At 35.6% G+C, this 24,970-nt stretch carries 13 protein-coding genes; 12 read left to right on the top strand and 1 reads right to left on the bottom strand.

The window, feature by feature from the left end:
• The first annotated feature begins 217 nt into the window (after nucleotides 1-217).
• The 11 genes from ABEY15_RS03625 to ABEY15_RS03575 all read left to right on the top strand — a co-directional run bounded on the left by ABEY15_RS03625 (nucleotide 218) and on the right by ABEY15_RS03575 (nucleotide 18,396).
• Nucleotides 218-586, top strand: a complete 369-nt coding sequence (locus ABEY15_RS03625; RefSeq protein WP_429888511.1) for a hypothetical protein — start codon at nucleotides 218-220, stop codon at nucleotides 584-586.
• Nucleotides 587-731: 145 nt separating this feature from the next.
• Nucleotides 732-1,070 (top strand): hypothetical protein, encoded by a 339-nt coding sequence (locus ABEY15_RS03620; RefSeq protein ID WP_429888509.1) that lies wholly within the window; start codon nucleotides 732-734, stop codon nucleotides 1,068-1,070.
• Between the two features lie 701 nt (nucleotides 1,071-1,771).
• A complete protein-coding gene (locus ABEY15_RS03615) occupies nucleotides 1,772-2,710 on the top strand; it encodes a ubiquinol oxidase subunit II (RefSeq protein ID WP_429888508.1) in 939 nt (312 codons plus the stop codon).
• Between the two features lie 19 nt (nucleotides 2,711-2,729).
• Nucleotides 2,730-4,715, top strand: a complete 1,986-nt coding sequence (locus ABEY15_RS03610; protein WP_429888507.1) for a cbb3-type cytochrome c oxidase subunit I — start codon at nucleotides 2,730-2,732, stop codon at nucleotides 4,713-4,715.
• A 12-nt stretch (nucleotides 4,716-4,727) separates the two neighbouring features.
• Nucleotides 4,728-5,330, top strand: a complete 603-nt coding sequence (gene cyoC / locus ABEY15_RS03605) for a cytochrome o ubiquinol oxidase subunit III (RefSeq protein ID WP_429888506.1) — start codon at nucleotides 4,728-4,730, stop codon at nucleotides 5,328-5,330.
• Complete coding sequence (gene cyoD, locus ABEY15_RS03600) at nucleotides 5,331-5,636, top strand: cytochrome o ubiquinol oxidase subunit IV (RefSeq protein WP_429888504.1); 306 nt, start codon at nucleotides 5,331-5,333, stop codon at nucleotides 5,634-5,636.
• Between the two features lie 79 nt (nucleotides 5,637-5,715).
• Complete coding sequence (locus ABEY15_RS03595) at nucleotides 5,716-6,627, top strand: heme o synthase (protein WP_429888502.1); 912 nt, start codon at nucleotides 5,716-5,718, stop codon at nucleotides 6,625-6,627.
• A gap of 12 nt (nucleotides 6,628-6,639) precedes the next feature.
• Nucleotides 6,640-7,509 carry a COX15/CtaA family protein gene (locus ABEY15_RS03590; protein ID WP_429888500.1) on the top strand — a complete coding sequence of 290 codons (870 nt, stop codon included), beginning with the start codon at nucleotides 6,640-6,642 and terminating at the stop codon, nucleotides 7,507-7,509.
• Nucleotides 7,510-8,202: 693 nt separating this feature from the next.
• Entirely contained in the window at nucleotides 8,203-12,372 is a 4,170-nt protein-coding gene (locus ABEY15_RS03585) for a S8 family serine peptidase (RefSeq protein ID WP_429888498.1), read from the top strand.
• A 530-nt stretch (nucleotides 12,373-12,902) separates the two neighbouring features.
• Complete coding sequence (locus ABEY15_RS03580; protein WP_429888497.1) at nucleotides 12,903-17,183, top strand: S8 family serine peptidase; 4,281 nt, start codon at nucleotides 12,903-12,905, stop codon at nucleotides 17,181-17,183.
• Nucleotides 17,184-17,529: 346 nt separating this feature from the next.
• Nucleotides 17,530-18,396 carry an amidohydrolase family protein gene (locus ABEY15_RS03575; RefSeq protein ID WP_429888831.1) on the top strand — a complete coding sequence of 289 codons (867 nt, stop codon included), beginning with the start codon at nucleotides 17,530-17,532 and terminating at the stop codon, nucleotides 18,394-18,396.
• An 83-nt stretch (nucleotides 18,397-18,479) separates the two neighbouring features.
• On the opposite strand, the gene ABEY15_RS03570 is transcribed toward ABEY15_RS03575, so the two are convergent.
• Nucleotides 18,480-22,904 (bottom strand): alpha-amylase family glycosyl hydrolase, encoded by a 4,425-nt coding sequence (locus tag ABEY15_RS03570; RefSeq protein WP_429888496.1) that lies wholly within the window; start codon nucleotides 22,902-22,904, stop codon nucleotides 18,480-18,482.
• Nucleotides 22,905-23,565: 661 nt separating this feature from the next.
• Between ABEY15_RS03570 and ABEY15_RS03565 the strand changes: the two genes are divergently transcribed.
• Nucleotides 23,566-24,792, top strand: a complete 1,227-nt coding sequence (locus ABEY15_RS03565) for a Zn-dependent hydrolase (protein WP_429888494.1) — start codon at nucleotides 23,566-23,568, stop codon at nucleotides 24,790-24,792.
• Nucleotides 24,793-24,970: the final 178 nt, after the last annotated feature.

Here is a 24,970-nt window from a genome sequence, read left to right as displayed (position 1 = left end):
AAACGAAAAAGGGGGAGATTTTATTAAATACGTTTATCATATAGTTCCAAAAAAGATGAGTGGAGAAACACTTATACCATTAAATAAAATAAAGCTTTTGGATTCAGAATTGTATAATCAGTATGCAAAAAAATATTATGACCACCCTGAACGACCAAAACTTTTGGAAAAAGAAATACCAAAATTGAATTGTTTGTGGAATGAGGTCATTCATTTTTTGCCCATACATCCACATCTTGTTTATGATGCTCTAAGAACTGTTGGTGTTAAAGTAAAAACGGATTTACTGTATTATAAGATCCCGACTAAAAACTTAGTAAATAATCTAAATGTGGTTTATTTATATAGAAAAGAAAACTATAAAGGACCTGCTGCGAAAATAAATAGCGAAGATATTCATTTTATTGATATAGAGGAATATGAAGAAATAACTAAGCTTCCAATCGATACCCGAAATTACTATGAGGAAGAAAATAAAAAAGGCAATAAGTTTGGAATGTTTCCATTTATTCCTCACATTTTGAGCTTAGGAGAAGTAAGTGTATTAGAAGCAGAAGTATTAAATTGGAGTGAGAATTGCAAGTAATCTTTATTATTCCTTATGTAACTAACTGGCAGATTAGTTGAATAAGAAACAGAGATAAAATGAATGTAAAAACTTACCAATTAATATTATTAAGAATATTGTTATTATTAAATCAAACACCGTTTTACATTTATGGGGGATTAAATTGAATTACTTTAGATATTTCAAAGAATGGCTAACAAAAGATTATAGTAAAAGAGACACATCTTCGTTAATTTTTATAACAATAACAATTCTTTTTATCTTTTTCAGCATTAAATATCAGTGGGGGAAGATTCTTTCGCCGATTAGTAATTTATTTGGTAGTTTTTATTTTTTAGCAGATATCATTTGTTTTTTTATATTTATAATATTAATTAGAGTGATTGAAGATGGAATTCGAAAAATAGTTGGAAACGGAAAAGAAATCGGATTTGTCTCTTCCTTACTATATATTGGCGTATTAATTACTACGATTATCATTGTTAACCAATATTATTTATAAGCTTCTTATGCAACTAACTAATGCGTTAGTTGAATAAGGGTTTTATGTGATAAAATGGTCTTAAGAATGTTGATAAACCCACCAACATCTATTGTGTTGTCAATTACACTCAACACATGTTGAGTGCGTGGCAGAGCTTGTTTTAAAGAAAGGCAACTAACCCATTTGGAGTTGCCTTTTTTACTTATAATAAAGGAGCGCTAAAAATTTTTCTGCTAATTCATTTGCTGGTTTTACTAGTGGTACGTGTTCTCCTAATTTCGGTTCAAGTTCTACTGAAAATTTCCAATAATATTTTATTCAAGGTATTAAAGGATTCTCGTAAACCCATTTTGTTATTTCCCTCCATATCAAATTTTTAAATGATCTAACATTACCCGTAACAGCTCTTCCAAAACCTTACCTATTAATTCTTCTTCATTTTTGAAATTTTCTTCTCAACAAATAAATCGTAATATTGAATCTTCTTTTTATTTAAGTTTTGAATTACAAATTCAATCGTAAATTGTCATATTTCAGTAACAATTTTATCATATTTCGGTCACAAATCTGCCATTTTTCAGACATATTTTTGACATAAAGATGTATTTAAAATACTTCTTTTGCATGCTATATTTTTATTGCTAAGTACTTACATATTTAGTTACTGGTACATGCAGTCGTTCCGAAAAAATTGAAATGAAGGGGAAGGGGAAATTAATTTGTTTAAATGGATCAAAACTGCTAAGTTGTCATTTTTAACATTATTAGGGATGGTTCTATTGACTGGATGCGATAAAAGTCAGTTTATTGTTCTTAATCCAAAAGGACCTGTCGCACATGAAGAATTACGTTTAATCATTCTTACGGCAATTTTATGCGTTATCGTTGTTATTCCAGTTTTAGGTATTTTTATTTATATTGCAGTTAAGTATCGGGATAAAGAAGGGAACAAAGCTCCATATCAGCCTGAATGGGCACATAGTAGAGTACTAGAGACGATTTGGTGGGGCATACCAATTGTAGTGGTCGCGATTCTAGGTGTATTCACTGCTAAAACAACTTTGGCATTAACTAAGCCACCAGTAAAGGATGTAAAACCAGTAGTAGTTCAAGTAACATCACTAGATTGGAAGTGGTTGTTTACTTATCCCGATAAAAAAATTGCAACGGTCAATTATGCAGAGATTCCTGCAGGTGTACCAATTCAGTTTATTCTAACTTCTGATGCTCCTATGAACTCTTTCTGGGTACCAGAGCTAGGAGGACAAGAATATACAATGCCTGGTATGTCGATGGGATTGTGGCTTCAAGCGGATAAAACAGGTGAATATTTTGGAACCGGTGCCAACTTTACAGGTAAGGGATTTGCTCACATGCAATTTAGAGTCAAGTCTGTAACTCAAGCTGATTATGATAAATGGGCTGAGGGGATTAAGAAAAGCTCTCCTAGCCTAACGAATGATGGATATAAAAATTTAGCTAAGCAAAGCACAGTAGTAAAAGAGTTAAGTTTTTCATCTTATCCAAAGAATCTATTCGAAAACATTGTTAATAAAAACGGTGGAATCTATTACCATCATATGAACCATATGGGTGATGGTAAGACGTCATCAGGTATGGATGATATGCCAGGAATGGATATGGGAACTAAAAAATAAAACAGGAGGCAATATTTCTATGGATAACTCACATTTTTTTGTCACTGGCGATCCGATGATTTATGGTGCAGATGTTTCAATTATCTTAACGATCATTGGGATCGTATTTTCTCTCACCTATTTAAAAAAATGGAAATGGCTTTGGAGAGAATGGATTACCACTGTCGATCATAAAAAAATTGGAATTATGTATCTTCTATCTTCATTACTTATGCTCCTTCGAGGCGGAGCAGATGCTTTATTAATGCGTCTTCAAACAGCAGTTCCAAATAGTCACTTTCTAACTTCTCAACATTATAATGAAATTTTTACGACTCATGGAACGATTATGATTTTATTTATGGCAATGCCACTCATGTTTGCATTATTTAACATCGTGGTTCCATTGCAAATTGGGGCGAGGGACGTTGCTTTCCCGTTTTTAAATGCCCTAAGCTTCTGGTTATTTTTCGTAGGTGCTATGTTATTTAATATTTCGTTTGTCATTGGTGGTTCAGCAAGTGCTGGCTGGCTATCTTATCCACCATTATCTGAAAATATGTTTAGTCCAGGACCTGGTCAAAACTTTTGGATTTGGGGTATTCAGTTATCAGGGATCGGAACGTTAGCTACCGGAATTAACTTTATCGTAACGATCTTAAAAATGCGTACCCCTACTATGCGTTTAAAGGATATGCCACTTTTTTCTTGGTCAGTTTTAGCTTCATCGATTACGATTTTAGGCGTATTCCCAATTCTTACAGTAACGCTAGCTATGTTAACGATTGACCGTTTACTGGGTGGTCACTTCTTTACAATGGACGCAGGTGGTAACCCAATGATGTATATTAATTTGATTTGGATGTGGGGGCACCCTGAAGTTTATATTGTTTTACTGCCATCTTTTGGAGTTTTTTCTGAGGTTGTAGCAACATTCTCTAAAAAACGTGTCTTTGGTTATGGTTCAATGGTATTTTCAATGATGATTATTAGTGTTGTATCTTATTTTACTTGGGCCCATCACTTCTTTACAATGGGTGCAGGCGCCAATGTAAATATATTTTTTGCGATTGCAACGATGGTTATTGCGATTCCAACAGGTGTTAAAATATTTAACTGGTTACTTACAATGTCTCGTGGTCGCATTACGTTGACACAACCAATGCTATGGTTTTATGCATTTATTCCAACTTTTCTTGTTGGAGGTGCAACAGGTGTCATGCTAGCAGCAGCTCCTGCCGATTATCAATATCATAATAGTTACTTCCTAATTGCTCACTTTCACCAAACTCTAATTGGTGGTGTAGTGTTTGGTTATCTCGCAGGAATCTATTATTGGTTCCCAAAAATTTTCGGATTTAAGTTAAATGAACGTTTAGGTAAATGGGCATTTTGGTTATGGCAAATTGGTTTTTATGTTTGCTTTATGCCGCAATACGCTCTTGGCTTTATGGGAATGCAACGTCGAATTTATACGTATAGCCAAGTGAATGGTTGGGACATGGGGTGGGCTCCACTTAACTACATTTCAACTATTGGCGGATTCTTAATGGGTATTGGTTTCTTATTCCAAGCTTGGCAAATCCTTTATAGCATTAAGCACGGAGAACAAGATGTTACAGGTGATGCATGGAACGGACGTACATTGGAATGGTCAATTCCATCACCTGCGCCAGTATACAATTTTGCTATATTGCCAGAGGTAAGTGGTCGTGATGCTTGGTGGTACCAAAAACAAGCGATGGAAAACGGTATGTATAAGCCATCTCCAGTGAAATACGAACCCATTCATATGCCGAAGAATTCTGGAATTCCTTTTATCTTGTCAGTTTTCTTCTTTATTGCTGGATTTGGTTTTACTTTTGAATGGTACTGGATGGGATTTGTAGGGTTGATTGGTGTTGTCGTAGCATTATTTGCTCGTTCCTTCCAATATGATACAGATTATTATATTTCGGTCGAAGAAATCGAGCGAACTGAAATGGCTTTAAGGAATAAAACTTTTGTTCATAGAACTGCAAATTAGGAGGTTTTTAACATGCAACATGTTTCTGCTCATGTTTCTGACCACGATCATGGTCATGTTGACCAGGAAGGGTTAAAGCTTTTAGGTTTCTGGTTTTTTCTTGTAACCGACTGTCTATTGTTTGCTACATTTTTTGCTGCATATGCAGTTTTGCATACCCACACGAATGGTGGATTTACAGCGAAGGATTTTGATATCCCAGGTTTTATCATTGAAACTTTTATTCTATTAACTAGTTCATTTACAAGTGGATTAGCTGTATTAGAGTTGAATAAAGGAAACAAAAAAGGATTAATTAATTGGTTGATTGTCACTGCAATTCTAGGTTCTATATTCGTAGGGTTAGAAATCAATGAGTTTACACATATGGTTCATGAAGGAGCATCTATTTCTACAAGTGCCTTTCTTACTTCATTTTTTTCGCTTGTTGGTACACACGGACTTCACGTATTAGTAGGTTTATTTTGGATGGTAGGATTAGTGATTCAACTTTCTCGTAAAGGGATTACGCCAGTTACGAAACGAAAAATTACAATGGTCAGCCTTTATTGGCACTTTTTAGATGCTGTTTGGATCTTTATCTTTTCAGTTGTTTATTTAATGGGGGTGATGTAAATGTCAAGTCATGAACATGTTAACTCGTCTAAAGCTTATGTAATTGGTTTTATTTTTTCAGTTGTGTTAACAATCATCCCTCTTGTGCTTGTCTTACAACATATGATTTCTAAAACTACTAGTGTAGTTGTTATTTTATTTACTGCTACTTTACAATTTTTGGTTCAACTATATTTTTTCATGCACATTCGAGATGGAGAAAAGCCACGATACAATGTCATGGCATTAATTTTAGGGAGTGTCTTCGTGTTAACGATTATTATTGGTTCAATTTGGATTATGACTTTTAATTCTCAAGTTCAATAGAACAATAAAATGTTTAAACGCTCAGCGAGGTAATTACTTCACTGAGCGTTTAATATTAATCAAAAAGGAGCGAGGGATTGTGTCAGTTAATCAAATACGTCAGGAATCAGCCTCTCAATTCCATAAGTGGACCAAAACAATGTCTGCATTAATTATTGTAACAAAACCAAAAATTTTAATTATGCTTATTTTCACTTCACTTTGTGCTGCCTTGGTAGCACAAAGAGGAGTCCCATCTATATCTGTTCTTTTTTTCATGCTTCTAAGTGCTTCACTTTCTGCTGGAGGCTCAGCAGCTATTAACATGTGGTATGATCGGGACATTGACGCTATTATGGAACGGACGATGAAACGACCTATACCTGCAGGATTAATAAATCCTCTTCCTGTTTTATTGTTTGGAATCCTACTTGGTGTTTTATCCGTTTTGATTGCTTTTCTATTTTTGAATCCCATTACTGCGTTTCTTAATGCTGCTGGGTATTTGTATTATGCACTGATTTATACTATGTGGTTAAAACGTAGAACTCCTCAAAATATCGTTATTGGCGGGGGAGCAGGTGCTTTTCCTATTTTAATAGGATGGGCATCAGTTACAGGAAGTCTAAATATTACAGCATGGTTGATGTTTATGGTTATTTTCCTTTGGACGCCTCCACATACTTGGGCGCTTGCCTTATATAAGAATAATGAGTATACGAAGGCTGGGATCCCGATGATGCCTGTCATAAAAGGAGCTCGTTCAACCAAAATTCAAAGCCTTATTTATACGATTCTCTTATTCATTTGTACCGTGTTTTTATTTATAAGTGGAAAATTTAATTATTTTTACCTTATTTTTGATGTTATCATAAATAGTTATTTTCTTTATTGTACTTATAAAATGTGGAAAGAGGATGACCATCATTTTATCTGGGCAAAAAAAACGTTTATTTATTCCCTAATTTATATTTTAGGAATGTTTTCTACTATGGTAATTGGAATCTTGTAATGGGGTGTTGTCATGAAGTTTTTTAGGCTTACAATTATAGCTGCTTCGTTCCTTTTTTTAGTAAATATTATTGGATTTATTGATACAATGACTAATTCTGCAATGGGGTGTGGAAGTGGATTTCCACTTTGTAATGGAAGTATTCTTCCGGATTTTTCAGATTATCATTCGGTCATCGAATATACCCACCGAGTAGTTGTTGGTGTAGCGAGTATATTATTATTCGTAGTTTCAGCGATCGCTTTGAAAAAATATAAATCTCGTAAAATGAAATGGCTTGCTTTATTAGCAATTTTAGGAATACTGGGAGAATCTACTCTAGGTGCCTTGACTGTTATGGTTAAGCTTTCGCACCTTATTCTTGCAGCGCATCTTGGTATTGCTCTTATTTCTTTTTCAGCTTTAGTGAATATTGCTTATGGTATTTATCGAGAAGAAAAGAAAATGAGAGATTTGAAAAAGTTGCCTACAAGTTTCTCAGTTTTTTCTTGGTTTACTTTTTTATTTTTATATGTAGCTATTTATTTCGGAGGATATGTCGCAAAAACCGGATCTGGTGGAGCTTTCCGAGGCTTTCCAATTCCAACTGAACACTTTTCAATCGTAGGAAATGCTTATTGGATCGACGTAATTCATCGATCTTTGGCATTCGGCTTAGTAATACTTTTCTTCATTCAAATGGTTCTTTCGAAAAAATATCGTCATGTTCGACTAGACATTTATCGCTTCAGTCAAATTAATTTCTTATTTATTATCATGCAAGGTTTAAGTGGTTATCTATTAATTTTTTCACATTTAAGTTTAGGAGCTGTTCTTTTACATGTTTCAATATTGTCCTTACTTGTTGGAATACAAAGTATAATTTGCATTCAAGGTCGTTAAAAGGTGCTGTTTTAGAAAGTAAAGTGGTTGCCAAGCAGAGACCCTAAAAGTAACAATCAAGCGTTTCACATACTAAAAGTATAAGTAGTAGCGCAAGTAGCTTAATTTGATAATTTTTAATAAATAAATAAATAAATAAATGTAACCCAACAACATCTCATTTATTGTCAAATGCATACTGCGCATGTTGAGTGCGTGGCAGAGCTCATTTTAAAGTAAGGCAGCAAGCCATTTGGCCGCTGCCTTTTCTTTTTTTAATAGACGATTTGAAAAAAATAATGAAATATAAATGTAATCACTACAAGAAATACGCATATCTAGAAAGTTCTGCACCTTTTAGGTCAATTGCAATTTTGTGTCGAATATTCTTGGTATCATTATTGATCCGATGACTTAAGGGAGTATTTTTTAATAAGGTGTTTAAATAAATTGTCATAATCAGTCAGTATAATATTGGAAAACTCTACTACACGCACTATATTTCGGTTTGCTTAAAAAGTTTCTCGTACTTAATGTTACCACTACTTCGGTAACTTTTTTGTTTTTTAACAATATTCCTCTTTCACAAGTGTTGAAAATTGTCTGTTCTTATCGAAGAATATTGGGGAATTGATAAATTTTGTCAAAATGTTGAAACTGTAAATTTTCCGTATAATCAAAATTGTAAGAATATTGCAATTAGGGGGAAAAGGAATGAATCGTATTATCAAAAGTACGGCAGTTTTAGCATTAAGTACTGGTGTTTTATTTAACACTTTTCCAGTACAACATCATCAGCCAATTGTAAAGGCTGCAGCACAATCTTCAATTGAAGAAGTACTTTCAAAGCTTACGTCTGAGCAACGTCAAGCTTTACAAAAACTAGAGGTTACTAGTCAAGAAGGATTACAGTTACCTTCTTCAGTGGATTTACAGAGCTCTAAAAATTTATCAGTCATTGTTGAATTGAAAGACAAGCCTGCAAAAGTAGCTGTGATTGAAGAAGCTGCGAAAGGCAATAGTTTATCTCTTGATGAGGCTAAACAAAAAGCAGATGATGCTCAAGATACATTTAAAAGTGATTTACAAACAATTTATAAAGATGATTTAAAAACAAATGAGAATTTTTATAAAATTAAACGTACGTATAAAAATACGTTAAATGGTGTGGCGATTGATCTACCAGCCAATAAAGTGAAGTCGTTATTACAATCGAAGGCTGTTAAAGCTGTTTGGCAAAATGATGTCGTTCAAGTTGAGCCACCAAAAGCGACTGAGGCTGATCCAGCTGCGCAAGGTTCTACTACGAAAATGGAAACAGAAGTGTTCCCAGGCGTTAGTAAATTACACGCAGAAGGCTTTACTGGAAAAGGCGTTAAAGTAGGGGTTATCGATACAGGGATTGATTATAATCACCCAGACTTAACAGATGCTTATAAAGGGTATCGTGCACAGCCTGGTGTCGATCCAAAAACAATTGATCCGAGTTCTGTAAAAGGTTGGGACTTTGTTAATAATGATGCAGATCCAATGGAAACAACGTATGATGATTGGAAAAAATCACCATATGCAGAAAAAGATCCTTTAACAGGATCAACTTTTTACACAGAACATGGAACGCATGTATCAGGCATAATTGCGGGTCGTGGCAAAAATAATATCGATTACGCTGTAACAGGTGTTGCTCCAGAAGCCAATTTATATGTTTATAAAGTATTAGGAAATTATGGTTCTGGTACAACTGCTAATGTATTAGCAGGGATTGATAAGTCCGTAGCTGACGGCATGGATGTGATCAACTTATCACTTGGTGCTAGTACGAATAATCCTCAAAATGTAGAAAGTATGGCGGTTAATAACGCTGTCCTTTCTGGTGTAACGGCAGTTGTAGCTGCTGGTAATGCCGGAAATGGAATGTATACATTAGGTGCACCAGGAGCAGCTGCACTTGCGATTACAGTTGGTGCGAATGATACGAAAACTGTGGTTGCGACGTCAAAAGGAACATTACATGGAACGTCTGATGTCGCTGCAGATTTAAAATTATTAGGCAAAGGCTTTAGTGATAATGTCGATAGTTTAAAAGGTAAAAATTTACCAGTTGTTTTAGTACCGAGTTATGGTGCAGATAGTGATTATAAAAATATTGATGTAACTGGCAAAATTGCAATTGTATACCGAGGTGTAACTGCACTTGCAGATAAAATTACAGTTGCTCAAAAACATGGTGCAGCAGCAGTTATTATGATTGATAATGTACCAGGTGAAGGCTTTATTCCATCATACTTAGGCGGAAGTTATGGCTTTATCCCTACTTTCTCAATGTCGTATGAACAAGGTGCAGCGCTTGTGTCGAAACTTGGTACAGGATCAACATTCTCATTTGATGAAATAGGACAAATTACTGATGCTGGTGGAAAATTAGCTTCATTCAGTTCGAGAGGACCTGCGCGTATCACTTATGATATTAAGCCTGAAGTAACAGCACCAGGTGTTTCTGTCTTCTCAACAGTTCCATCATATATGCATGGTGCAGATCAAATTGGTAAATATCAATATGCTTATGATAATTTATCGGGTACTTCAATGGCTACACCAAACGTAGCCGGTGTTGCAGCATTATTAAAACAAGCAAATCCAAACGTAACACCTGCTGAAATTAAAGAAACGTTAATGAACACGGCAGATCCATTAAATGGTGACTATAGCGTATTTGAATCAGGAGCTGGACAAGTCGATCCTTATGAAGCGATTCATTCAAAAACGAGAATTGAAGTAGTGGATGAAACAAAGGGAGCATTAGATAAAAAGGGTAATCTTACTACAGTTAAAGACTTAACAGGTGCGCTTGCATTTGGTGTATTCGCTCCAGCTGGACAAAACTTAAGTGATCAACGCTCTCTGAATATCTATAACAATAGTAATCAAGCAAAAACATATGATGTGAAAGTAACGTTCCAAAAAGATCGTCGAGGTTCATTAGATGCTGACGATAATGGTGTACAAATTGTAACAGACAAGTCGATTAAAGTTGGTGCAAATTCGAAAAAGAAATCAACTGTCGCAATTACTGTTCCAAAATCAGCAAAACTAGGAATCTACGAAGGATTTGTAACGTATACAAATCATGATAATGCAGACGAAACATTCCAAGTTCCTTTCGCGATTAAAACAGTCGAAGAAGGAATGAATCCAGTAACAATGAATCCACCAGCATTTACTCAAGTATTCGATTCTGCTTATGCTGGACAGTTAATTTATACAAGCGCGAATATAAGTATTAAATCACATATGCGTACATTTGATGTGGTACTTGAAGACGGAACAACAGGAAAAGAATTAGGTTATGTTGGATCATTTGATGGACTAGGAATGAATGAAAATATACCATATTCAGTTAGTCAAGTTTTTAAAGGTTTATATTACAAACCTACTGGAGATGAGGAAAAACCATTCGCGTATAACCCTGATTTAGCGAAGCCGGGATACTACAAGCTGAAATTTATCGGTACAAATGATGCAGGGAAAACATTCTCACAAGAAGCACCTGTTTATTTTGATAACACGGCACCAAAAGTGACAATTAATAGTCCAGATGTTGTTGAATATAAAAACGGTCAAAATAGCGTGACGATCACTGGTTCAGTTTATGATAAAGATACAGAAGAAATGCAAAAGCTTGGCATGAACGTTAATCAGGGAAGTACAAAAGTTTATTATCAAGATTATTTAGGTGGTAGAGCAACAGCAGTACCTGTAAATCCTGACGGTACATTTACAGCAACGATTCCGACAGTTTCAACAAGAGCGATGGAACTAGTATTCTATGCGATTGACGTGGCATCAAATAAAACATTTAAAGAAGGCAGAGATATTTTTGTTACGCGTGATGATGCAACATACGGTTACATGAATCCTGATAAACGTTTGACAAAAATGGGCGAAACAGCTCATGCGACGTTAATGTTAAATAAAGCTAAGGATGTTAAAACAGTCGTTTATAATTTTAATCACAATGCGGATGTAGCATCAATGAATATTACACTAAATCCAAGTATAGCTGATAAAGTAAATATGACTGTGACAGACAATCCGGCTATTCCAGGAGTTACTCAATATAAAACTACAGTAACGATCACAACAAAAGATGGAGTTACACCATTATCAGGTGATTTAAGACTTGCTGATGTAGCGTTTAAAATGAGCAATGTCTATACTGCAACTGCGGCAATATGGCCAGCGTATTTAAGTACTTCAGTAACAGATAGTAATAATACAACAAATAGTGTTGTATCTGGAAATCCTAGCATCTATATGGAACCAACTACTTCTTTACTTCGTGGTGCTAATCTTTCAGAAGCATTCTTAGCTCCAGATGGTGGTCCACTTGGTGGGGTTGATTATGCAAAAGCTGGAGTTAAAGTAAAAGCAACAAGTGAAAATGGAAACGTTTATGAAGGAGTAGTTAGTGGTACAGGTTATAAAGTACCAAATTTACCATTAACAGACGATCACTACGAGCTTGAATTTAATGTACCTGGACATTTTACAGTCCACAAAGACTTTACAATTGGATTCCATGAAGATGGAAAAGTGACATATCAAAACCTATACCTATTTAAAATGAATCCAACAAACGCTGGAGATGTTAACAAAGACGATGTCATCGACGTAAAGGATGCGCTTTATTTACAAACTTTCTGGGGAACAAATAAACGTGATGCGGATATTAACTTTGATGGTGTAGTAGATGAAAAAGATATGGCATTTGTAGAGGAAAACTACTTAATGCAAAATCCAACAATCAACTATGCGCCAACACCATTAAAGAAATATAAATCACAAACTTTAGAGACTATTAAGAGTGCATTAAGCATTAAATAATAGAAAAATAAATATAATTTTTGATTTAAAAGGCTCCGATATTATATCGGAGTCTTTTTCATTGAAGGAAATGTAAAAAGGTTTCTTTGTTTTAACAAAGTACAACTAACACTAAAATTTACTAAGGTAGCCTTAAACCATGCAAATAGTACATTCAACACTACGATTCTAATAGAATGGTTGATACTCCATATGTAAACTAAAAAAAACGCATAGGTTTTTTTAGTTTACATAGTAACCATATAAGTCTGCGCTTTATTTATATTAATGAAGTCGTTTCGCAAAGAAAGGTAAATTCATGTAAATTATTCTGAATAAATATCATTTTTACAGAAAAATATTTTTTGATAAAATAGAAAATTCATTAAATTTTGATAATTACTGACATTAAATGGCAATAATTGATAAGAATGTTAAAAAATTTTATTTTTTTGTAAAAAAATTTCGAATTGAATGAATTTTGCAAAATGTGAATCAAATCAACTCTCGATATAATCAATTTATAGAAAAAAGAAAGAAGGGGTTATTAGATGAAAAAGAAAATGCTTAGAAATGTTTCGACTTTAGCATTAACAACCGGTCTAATCAGCACTGTGGTTACACCAGTTTCCTTTTCACATCAAGTTCATGCACAAGCAACTTCAAAAATTGATCAAGTACTAGCAAAACTTACTCCTCAGCAACGTGAAGCAATCAAACAATTAAAATTAAGTGACAAAGAAGGGCTTCAATTATCTCCTGATGTCGATCAAACAAGTGACAAGTCTACTTCTGTCATTGTCGAATTTAAGGACAAGCCTCAGCAAACTGCAGTTTTAGAAGCAGCATCAAATGGCGAAACTTTAACAGCGGCAGATGCAATTGCAAAAGTAGATGCTTCACATGATACATTCCAAAAAGATTTAAAAACAATTTTCAGCAGTGAATTAAAAGCAAAGAAAAATCCTTATTCAATTAAACGCTCTTTTAAAAAATCATTTAATGGGGTTGCCATGACAATTCCAGCTAACAAAGTAAAATCTTTACTTAAATCAGATGCAGTAAAGGCTGTCTATAGTGACTTGCAAGTTCAAGTAGAGCCACCATCAATCAGTGATACAACAACAAAACAAGCTGCAACTCATACAATGGTTACTTTTCCTGGTGTCGAAAAGCTTCATGAAGAAGGCTTTACAGGAAAGGGCGTAAAAGTCGGTATTCTTGATACTGGAATTGACTACAACCACCCAGATTTAAAAGATGCTTTTAAAGGTGGATATGATTTCGTAGACAATGATAGTGACCCAATGGAAACGACATATGCTGATTGGAAGAAGTCTGGTAAGCCGGAGTTATCCTCAGGCGGAGAAGCGTACTATACTGAGCACGGAACACATGTTGCTGGTATTATTGCTGGACAAGGGAAAAATGGTGGAGACCTTTCAGTAACAGGTGTTGCACCAGGTGCTGATATTTATTCATATCGTGTTCTAGGAGCTTATGGATCTGGGGCAACATCTGCTATTTTAGCAGGTTTAGATAAAGCAGTAGCAGATGGAATGGACATTATTAATATGTCTCTTGGTGCAAACTATAATGATCCATTATATCCTACGAGCATTGCTGTTAATAATGTTGTTCTGGCAGGTGTTACAGCAATTGTTGCTGCAGGAAATTCTGGGGATACAATGTATTCACTTGGCGCACCAGGTAATTCACCATTAGCGATTACAGTTGGGGCAAGTGACACATCTGTTTCAATTCCGACGTATACAGGAACATTACATCCATCAACAGGAGACCTACCAGCTGACTTAAAGCTAGCAGCTAAAGGTTTAGCTGATGACGTAACAACATTCGATGGCCAAACTCTGCAAATGGTCAATGTAGACTATGGCAATGAATCTAGTTATTGGATGGGAGCAGTTGGTACATCTCAGCCAAAAGATGTAAAAGGAAAGGTTGTCCTTGCGCAACGTGGTAGCATCGGCTTAGGTCAAATTATAGCGAATGCTAAATCACATGGTGCAAAAGCTGTTGTATTATACGATGCACCTGTTCCGAATGGTGATGTATATCTTGGAGAAGGTTTTAACTATCTTCCGACATTTTTAATGAGTAATGCACAAGGAAAGGCACTAGCGGCAAAATTACCTACAGCTGATGCAAAAGGAAATATACTCTATTCAACGATGGACTTTACATTTAGCAATATGAAACAATTAGTAACTACGGGGGATAAATTAGCACCATTCAGCTCACGCGGTCCTTCACGTGTACTTTACGATATTAAACCTGAAGTAACGGCACCAGGTGTTTCTGTTTTCTCTACAGTTCCTTCTTATATGCACGGAGCAGATCAAATTGGAAAGTATGATTATGCTTATGAGCGTTTATCTGGAACATCGATGGCAACACCGAATGTTGTAGGGGTAGCGGCTTTGATCAAGCAGGCTCATCCTGACATGAACACAGCAGATATTAAAGCAACACTAATGAACACAGCAGTTCCATTATCTGATAAATACAGTGTATATGAAGTTGGGGCAGGACGTGTAAACCCATATAACGCTGTTCACGCTCAAACGGAAATTCAAGTAAAAGACAAAACGACAACCGTAAAAGATGGGTTTAGTAATGGAATAACTACTCTTGCAGATAAGGGTATGAAACAAATTAAAAATATTACAGGAGCACTAAGTTTTGGTGAACAAGCTGTTAGTGATAAGGATTTAACAGATCAACGTTCAATTACTTTATTTAATAAAAGCTCTGAAGATAAAACATACGATGTAAAAGTTCAATTCCAAACATTGGACGCACGTTTTACAAGCGATTCTAGAGCAAACCAAGACGCAGCTGCGAATGGAGTAACATTAGATGTGAAATCATCTGTAAAAGTAAAACGATATAGCAGTGCGAATATGGATGCGACAATTAATGTTCCTAAAACTGCAAAAACTGGAACGTATGAAGGATATGTAGTTTATACAAATCAAAAAAATCCGAATGAAACATATAAAATTCCATTTGCGATTCATACAGTAAAAGAAGGTATTGCTTACGTAACAGGCAGTCCTTCAGCTTATACAATACCATATGAAGCAGGAAGCAATGCGACAAGATGGTCACTTGGAGTAAACTTTATGCTGAATTCTCATATGCGTCATTTTGATTTCTTCCTTGTCGATCCAAAAACAGACAACGAAATCGGATTCTTAGGTTCATCTGACGGAATGGGAGCAGACGAGAAGACTGATTATTATTACCGAGGCGTCCTGAATGAAGGGAAATATTACCCATTAACTGGTAATCCAGACAACCCAATTACGTATGATTTTAAACGAACAGAGCCAGGTGTATATAAAATTAGAATGGTTGGTACAAACGATAAAGGGGCAACGTTTACTGCAGATGCACCGGTTTACTATGGTGAGAGAGAGCCAAAAGTAACAATGAACGGTATGACAGCTGGAGGCATTTACGAAACGGCTAACCCAACTGATACAAAAGTGACTGTTTCTGGTAATGTATTTGATAAAGATATTGACGAGATGAAGGCAGCTGGTATTACTGCTTCTCAAGGCGATAATAATTTCACATATTATAACCCAAATAATTCATCAGAAAAAAGTATACCACTTGATGCACAAGGTAATTTCAATGCAGAAATACCTTTAGCTACATCAGGTCCAATTGTAAATCCAATTACGGAATACGACTTCACAGATTATAGCAAAGCAACTGTTCGAAATTACGGTAGTGTCATTGATGCCTATTTTGTAAGAAAAGGAACGGCTTATACAACAGCAATCGCTGACAAACAACGTATAAACATGGGTGACTCAACGACAGTAACTTTCTCAACAAAGAATGTGAAAACAAACGTGAAGAAAGCTGTATATACTTTCCAATATCCAAGTGCGTTTCTTGATGTTGTGAAAGTACAACCGAACGCGGCATTTAAAGATAAACTAGATGTTCAATATACAACTGTTCCTGATAATGGTGTTGGTAAAACTACAATGACAATAACAGCAACGGCGACTGGCGAGCTTGCGAATACAGGAATAGCTGGGGATGCGTCGTTGGTAGACGTAACGTTTAAAGGAAAAGATGTCTACTATAAAGGTCCAATGACCTTCCTAAATGGAGCAGGTTCAAGTAGATTCTTTAACGCAGTTTATACAAATGTGGACAATACGACTGTAACAACTCAAGGCATTCAACCTTATTTCTATGTTACACCAACCTATTCATTAATGAGAGCAAGTGTAGAAGCAGAAGGATTCATTAGGTTTGGTGGTTTAGAACCAGAACCGAAACAAATTGACTATAATAAAACGGGAACAAAAGTAAGCGTAACTGATAGTAAAGGGAAAGAATACGGTGTATCTGATCCTTTCGGCTATACTACAACAAATACTCACCTATTTAGAACGAGATTACCAATTACAGATGATAATTTTAACCTGAAAATTGATGTACCAGGTCACTTTACGATGACGAAAGATTTTACAATCGGATTAAAAGAGGACGGTAAAGTTTCATCAGCATCGAAACCAGTTGACTATGACTATATTCCTGGTGGAGATGTCAATAAAGATAATGTCATTGACGTAAATGATGCGTTATTCATTCAAAATTATTGGGGTACAAATAAACGTGACGCTGACATTAATTTTGATGGAGTTGTCGATGCAAATGATATGCAATATGTAATCAATAATTACACGATGCAAAATCCTTGGAATGATAATTCTCCTAAGGCAAAAACGAAATACAAAGGCAAAACATTAGATGATGTTTTACAGGCACTTGGTTTAGAATAATAAATAATGACTTGAAAATCGGTAAACTTTTAAAGAGATTACCGATTTTTTTAATTCATTAAGGAATTAAACTCATCAGCATCGCATGTATTGTCAGTTGCAAATTAAAACATGTTGAGTGTTTGGCTGAGGGTGTATTAAACAAAGGTAACTAACCCTCGGGCGGTTGTCTTGTAGCAGTTTTGCAAAGCTGTTTTGAATCTGGACAGAAGTCTTTAATATTAATAAAGATTTTATTAAAAGCATATATTTGATACGAGTAATAAGGGCTTGAAAATGAACCATTAAAATATTAACTTCAATTTTGTTAAAGCAAGAAAAAGAAGAAATTAATTGAAGAGGAGAGATTTATATTATTGTTGATTGCCATTTTCATGTAGATGAGTCCATGCTGACTTTAGAAAAAATGATAGAGGGGATGGATAGAAATAATGTAACAAAAACGGCTCTAATCGCTCCCATGAATGAAACAATGTTTGAAATAGATAGCAATAGTCACTATCACTTACAAAGACTATTCCGTTTTCTAATACTTAATACACCTCAAATTGGGCACAAAATTTACGATGGGCTTGTGAAAGATGGCCATTTGAAACTTTATGGTAACTCATTTAAGATTTTTACCAAGCCGAACAATGATATTGTAGCAACTGCAATTACAAGATTTCCAGACCGTTTTCTAGGTTGGGTAGCAGTGAACCCTATGATTCCTAATTTTATGGAAGAAATAGAATTCTATCTTAAAAACCTTAGTTTTGTTGGGGTAAAAGCTCATCCATTTATGCATAGTTATAGTATTAAAGCTCTTGATCCAGTGGCTGCTTTTTGTGAATCAAAAGGTGTACCTATGATCATTCATCTTTCTTCAGAGCTTGACTCCTATAAATATCTACCTGAAAAATTCCCTAAACTTAAATTAATTTATGCTCACGCTGGTCTACCATTTTGGAAAAAACTATGGAAATACGTTAAGGAAAGGCCAAATGTATATGTTGATACATCAAGTGATTATCTCAATCCGTCAATTGTAAAACAAGCAGTAGAGGCTTTAGGTTACCGTAAAGTTCTTTTTGGCTGTGACGGACCATATGGAATGAAGACATTTAATGAATATGACTATTCGGACAAGAAAAGATGGGTGGAATCCCTTCTAATCCCTGATAACGAAAAGGAATACATACTCGGAAAAAACTTTGTAGGATTAATTCATTAAGGAAATATTATCTTATATTAAATGGATGCAACAATATTTCAAAAAAGGTCTACCAAATATCGGTAGACCTTTCTTAATTCTATTTATTTAGACTCACTAATCGTTTTATTAATAACATCTATCACATAGTTTTTTGTGTTTTTGTTGATCGAACCACCATCACCTTTAAAAATTGTGGATTTGGTTGTTTCTGTTGGTTCAATGTGTACTGGTATTTGTGTCTGACCCTCTTTTAGATTAATAGATTGGGTGAAATTCATCTCATTATCGACAGTTACTTTTTCCCCGTTGATAATGAGGTCAGCACCTTTTATAGAATTCCCTTTGACGGTTAAAGTTGAACCATTCACATCAATTTGGCTTACTACAAGTGGCTTATCAATCCAACGTAAAATCGTATCTTGGACATTCATCTTGTTGCCACCTTGATTTGAAACAACTATTTTCATATCAGTTCCAGTCGCGCCGTAACCATAGTAACTGATATCATCATCTGTTGGATCAGACGGTGTATGGTCTGCTAATCCTTCATGATCCCATGTGTTGTCTCTCGTATATTTATAAGTAATTTCAGTTCCTTCCTCAAGTTCAACTGTATATTCCCAATCTGGTGTAACAGCACCATTTCGGCTCATTGACCATGCACCTGTATTCCAACCATTTAAGCTGTTAGGTATATTCATTTGTGCTGACAATGGAGTGTCATCTGGTGCATGTACCTTAAAGGTGACTTGTACCATTACTATATCTGGTGTGACAGTTACATTATTTGAATTCACATAGTTCCCTGCTTGATCAAAGACGCGGATTTGGTAATTATAGGTTGTACCGTTTGTGACCTGATAGTCACGGAAGGTAGTAGTGCCCCCGTTTACTGAAGTAAGTATATGACCGTCACGATAAATGACAGTCTTATATGGCTGGTCTGACTGCGTAAGTTTCCAGTTCAAGTTAACCTGACCAGACTCTTGTATTGGTGTCTCCAAAGTGACCGCACTAGCAGGAGGAGTAGTATCTAAAGTGCTACGTGTGTAATTCACTTCTCCTGTTTCAGAGTATAACCATGTATTTCCTAAATCTGGTGTAAAGGCCATTCGGTATTCATATATGCCAGCCTCTATTGGTGTGAAGCTACCTTGGAACTCATTAGCTTGATTTTCTTGAGCTTGACCATTATATAAAGCTTTGTATGATTCCCAAGCAGCCTGGCCTTTCATTCTTACTTGAAGCTCGGCCGTAATTCCTTCAGCTGGACCTGTTTCTGTTGCACCTGGCAAGTAAAAGGTTGCTTTAACAGTGGAATCAAGCGCTAAATTCAGCTCCTGGTTGGCTAATGCTGTCATATTGGACACGCTAGCTTTGCTAACATCGTAATGAGGCACGAGACCAACTGATACTGCTGGTTCAGATTCGTTTCCATTAGAATCTACAGCGGTAACAGAAAAATAGTAGTTACGACCATTATTTAAATCTGAAATGGTTACATTAGTGTCTGTAGTTTCTTTTACTTTTGTCCATAAACCGCCAGCAACGGTTGTTTGATAAACATTGAATTTTGTGCCAGTTCCTGTCCAATTTAAAGTAATTTGTTTAGAGCCTACAGTACCGATTACATTTTTAACTGACTGTGGATTTTTCACGTCATTACTAGATAGTAACATTCTTCCTGATTCAGCAGGAACGCTCAATGTCAACTTGCCATCCTTCACTGTAGCAGCGTATTTTTTATCTAGTTGGTCTTCTAGACGAATTCCGTTTGCAATCAGCTTTTTAGTGTCAACATCAACAGTTTGTGCAGTTTTCCCTCTGTTGATGATGATAAGGGCTGATTTTGTGCCTTTCGTACGAACGTAAGCTAATACATCGTCTTTAGCATAAATATGGTGAAGATCTCCATGACTAAATAAATCGGTATTTTTACTACGAATTTGACCAATAGTTTGATAATGTTTAATCAAATCTTGGTTTTCATTTCCCCATGGATACGTACGGCGATCATCTGGATCTTTTGATCCTGTTTGACCTGCTTCATCTCCATAATAAATGGTCGGAGCACCAGGGTAACCCATTTGAAGGATAGAGGCTAGTTTTAATCGTTTCACACCTTCATTGTAATTATAGTTCGGATCCTGTTCAGCTCTGTTATAAGTATCTGTCCCGTTGCCTAGCAGGAATATAGCTCGTGCAGTATCATGTGATCCCATTAGATTCATGAGTGCATAAAAAGCTTCCTTTGGATAATCCTCTTGTACTGCAAGGAGTGAGTTTTGTGCATTTTCTGCATTACCATTCTTTAAATAATCTAGTACGGCACCTCGGAAACGATAATTCATTACGGAGTCATATTGATCTCCTAAAAAGTATTTGGAAGCATCATCCCAAATTTCTCCTAAAATTAGTGGTTTTTCATCTTTTTGAAGAGTTTGTCCTGCACCTGTCATCGTCTTTGATTTAATTTCTTTTCGAAATTCCTGCCAAAATGCGCTGTCTACCTCATTCGCTACATCTAAACGCCAACCGGAAGAACCGCGATCAATCCATGATTTGCTTACGGAATTCTTGTCATACATTATATAGTTAGCAAATGCAGTGTTATTAAGTTCACTAGGGTGATCAACTTTTGAACCTTCTTTTGATTCAAATACTGGGAGACTGTCATAGCCCCACCAACCTTCATACTTATAATGTTCTCCCGTTGAAACACCGTTGACTTTTTCATTTGGCACTTTAACATTTTCAATATGGAACCAGTTTTCAAAACCGTATGGGCTAAAAGATTGCCCTTCAGAAAGAAGTTGCTTTTTCGCTTTCTCTGTGGCAGTAGCCTCGGACAATTTTTCATTATTCATCAAATCATAAATACGAGACCAATATTCATATGCACCGACTGTATTGTACTTGTTATAGCGGTCAAAATAGATGGAATCGTCTGAGACGTGATTAAAAACACCGTCCAAAATTAAATGCATATTGCGTTTTGCTAATTCTTTTGTGAAATCCTTAAATTCTTTTTCTGAGCCAAACATCGGGTCCACTAATTTGTAATCTGTTGCATCATATTTGTGGTTAGATGGTGCAAGAGCAATTGGATTTAAATAGAGTGTGTTGACTCCCAGTGATTGAAGGTAATCAAGCTTAGATTTGATTCCAATGATGTCTCCTCCATAAAAATCATTACTAAACTCCCCGTCTCCAGTATATGATCCAGTTCCTTGTTCATAAGGATTATCAGGTAAGCTTGACCAAGAAGAGGGATGTTCGATTGGCTGATTACCACGAGCACCAATTTTATCCTTCACATTGTCATTGCTCTTGTTTCCGTTATAAAAGCGATCGGGGAAGATTTGATAGACTACAGCTTCTTTCATCCAATCTGGCGTTTGATAATTAGGGTCATATACTGTCAGTTGGAAAAGGCTTGCATTTTTATCTACTGCTTTTCCGGTATGACCTTCTTGTGTGTCTTCTCCATATTCAACTGTTGTATCTTGATCCCTGACAATGAACTTATACCCATGAATCCCTTTGTCTGTTGGCGTAAACGTTGCTTCCCAGTATTCAAGGTCACCTTTGCCATTTGTATTTGACCAGCCTACATTCTTCATAGCTAAGACCTTTGTTGTGCCAGAATTATAATTTTTTACATAAAGGCTCGCGCTTGTTAAATCTCCTTTCTTAGCTGATATCCGGAAGGTGACAGGTGTCTTTTCCGGAACGGCCCCAAATGGCTTTTTGTATATTTGGTCCCATGAATCATGAGTGAGGGCATTCTGGTCAATCAGGCCATCAGAGCCTGCTGGTTTATAATCTGTATAAACTTCTTTTGTTTGGTTATTATAGAAAAATGTAATAGTAGATTCAGAGAGTACAGTTAACTTCAGATTGGAAGTAGGGTAAGACTCGGTCCAATCTTTTCCTAGTACAATCTTGTATTCGTATGTACCACTTGGCACTTTTGTGGTAAAGGAATAGATATTTTTGAAATTATCATCTTTTAAAAAGGCTGTTGAGTCTGCTGGGCTCCAAGCTGATCCTGCATTAATTGCAGGTTGAATAGTCCCAACAAGACGAGGTTGTTTTTCTTCTAATATAGGTGTGTAATGAGTGCTGTCAGTAATTGAATGAGTATTATCATTATAGTAAAAGGTGATATCTTTTTGTTCGGACAATAATAGTTTGATATTGTTTCCGCCTGGGTTTCCGCCTTCACCGTAATTTTCCGCCCAGCTTCCGCCAATGGCGATTTTGTACTCATATTCACCAGCCGGTAAAGTACCAGTAAATGTATAGAGACCATTACCTTTATACACCATTTCTGTTTTGGTCGAAGATGGGTCCCAATCACCTTGATTTCCTAACAATTTTTGAAAGCTTCCTACAAGTACAACTTGCTTAGCCACCGTTTCTGTTGCTTTTACAGTTCCATTTGTAAAAAGTCCCGGAAACATCTGGAGAACTAAACCGAATACAGTGACAAGCGATAAGATTGTTCTCTGTTTTCTCCTCATGAAAAAACCCCTTTCATCTCTCTAAATTAGGAAAACGTTTATACAAAAGATGCAATAAAAATATGTATGAAGGTAATGCACGGTACTGCAAACGTTTGCATAAATTTGTTTTCAAAAATAATTATAACTTTTTATCAACACAAATCAATGGGAAACGATAAAATAATCCAAATTTTCTGAAATACAGACACTTAATGGTAATTCAAGAAAGGGCTCATTTAAAACAAAGCTAAATGTTGTCCATTGGCTATTTGGTATAAAATTCAATCTTCCTGAATTATCGTGATTCCTTTTTACACTTAGGGTTAGGTAAGTTAATAGCAATTTTTGATGAAGCAAGTTTTTAGTAGGGTCTTAAAGTAAGTTATAAATTTATAAAACAAAGACAGAAGCAGTTCCAAAAATGGGAATACGTCTGACTTTGTTTTGAATGAATAAGTAAGTTGCAATTGCTAGTATTATAACAGCAGTTTCCATCGTATTATTTAATAAAATAACCTCATTAAAGTAAATATTTCTCGTTCAATTATTGAATTAATGTTTGTTTTGTATCAATTATTATTAATATTTTCATTGGAGTGAGAGTAAGTTTATTAATTAACACAAGAGAAATGGTTTAAGTGGCAGAAGAGATTACCTAATAAATATAGGAGGCCTTCATATGATCAAGACGAATGCTAATCGGCTTCAGACTTTAATTGAGTTGTTTAGTGAATATGGTAAAACGGAAAACAACGGAGTAACTAGACTTGCATTATCTGCCGAGGATATTGCTGCACGTAAGAAATTTAAAGCGTTATGTGAAGAAGTGGAAATGACAGTAAAATACGATGATATGGGGAATATGTATGCAACATTACCAGGTAAGCAAAACTTGCCACCAATCGTAATCGGTTCACATTTGGACTCCGTTATCAAAGGCGGGCGTTTCGATGGAGTGCTAGGTGTCCTTACAGCTTTAGAAACCGTCTATACAATAAAAGAAGAAAACATCGAGTTAGATTATCCAATTATGATTGTCAATTTTACAAATGAAGAAGGTGCACGATTTGAGCCATCTCTAATGTCTTCTGGCGTACTGTCTGGCAAATTTGATAAAAAGAAGATGAGTGCTTCCACAGATAAAAATGGAATATCATTTGCTCAAGCATTAAATGAAAGTGGTTTTAAAGGTTTTGAAACAAATCGCTTAATAGAAGCTACTGCTTATATCGAACTACATATTGAACAAGGACCTGTACTGGAACGGAAAAACTTAGAAATCGGAGTAGTAGAAGGTGTACTAGGAATGGTATGCTATGAAATTTCTGTATTTGGAGAATCCAACCATGCAGGGACGACGCCAATTAGCATGCGCAAAGATCCGATGTTCACTGCTGCTAATGTGGTGGTAGATTTACAAAAGCAATTACAAAGACTAGATTCAGAGCTCGTTTACACAATCGGTCGTATAAATGCATATCCAAATATTCACACGGTCATTCCTTCAGAAGTAACCTTTACTTTAGAGGCGAGACATAAGGATCCGAGTGTTATTGCAGAAGTTACACGAATGGTGGAAGAACTGCCAAAAAATATAAGTGGCTGTCCAATCAAATCCACACGCCTATGGGATCGAGACACAGTTAACTTTGATGAAGAAGTCGTAAATGCTGTGGAATATGCTTGCAAAGAGTTAGGATATAAAGAAAATCGTATGTATAGCGGTGCCGGCCACGATGCTCAATTCATTGCTTCATATATTCCAACTGCTATGATTTTTGTCCCAAGTATTAATGGATATAGTCATCGTGAAGATGAGTTAACTTCATATGAGGATTGTGGTAAAGGAGCGAATGTTTTACTTAATGCTGTATTAAAACTATGTCTTGAAAAAGTGAATAAATAAGGCTTTACTTCAAAACTACTAGTAATACTTTGTATGTTTTTCACTAATCGTAAACGAAATAGATTGTTTCTCTAGACTCTCTAAAATAATTAGTGAGTTTTATTTTTATCATTAATTTATCCTCCTATCCCAACTTTACGAATTATTTACAATCGTTTAAAACTAGGTTAATTATTCT

The organism is Gottfriedia acidiceleris, assembly GCF_050457485.1.
GTDB lineage: Bacteria > Bacillota > Bacilli > Bacillales > Bacillaceae_G > Gottfriedia > Gottfriedia acidiceleris_D.
This window is presented reverse-complemented; position numbering and strand designations above follow the sequence as displayed.

Excerpts from the sequence above, each read along its gene's own strand:
- ABEY15_RS03570 (WP_429888496.1), bottom strand. The coding sequence starts at position 22,904 with ATGAGGAGAAAACAGAGAACAATCTTATCGCTTGTCACTGTATTCGGT.
- cyoC (WP_429888506.1), top strand. The coding sequence starts at position 4,728 with ATGCAACATGTTTCTGCTCATGTTTCTGACCACGATCATGGTCATGTT.
- cyoD (WP_429888504.1), top strand. The coding sequence starts at position 5,331 with ATGTCAAGTCATGAACATGTTAACTCGTCTAAAGCTTATGTAATTGGT.
- ABEY15_RS03565 (WP_429888494.1), top strand. The coding sequence starts at position 23,566 with ATGATCAAGACGAATGCTAATCGGCTTCAGACTTTAATTGAGTTGTTT.
- ABEY15_RS03580 (WP_429888497.1), top strand. The coding sequence starts at position 12,903 with ATGAAAAAGAAAATGCTTAGAAATGTTTCGACTTTAGCATTAACAACC.
- ABEY15_RS03585 (WP_429888498.1), top strand. The coding sequence starts at position 8,203 with ATGAATCGTATTATCAAAAGTACGGCAGTTTTAGCATTAAGTACTGGT.
- ABEY15_RS03590 (WP_429888500.1), top strand. The coding sequence starts at position 6,640 with ATGAAGTTTTTTAGGCTTACAATTATAGCTGCTTCGTTCCTTTTTTTA.
- ABEY15_RS03610 (WP_429888507.1), top strand. The coding sequence starts at position 2,730 with ATGGATAACTCACATTTTTTTGTCACTGGCGATCCGATGATTTATGGT.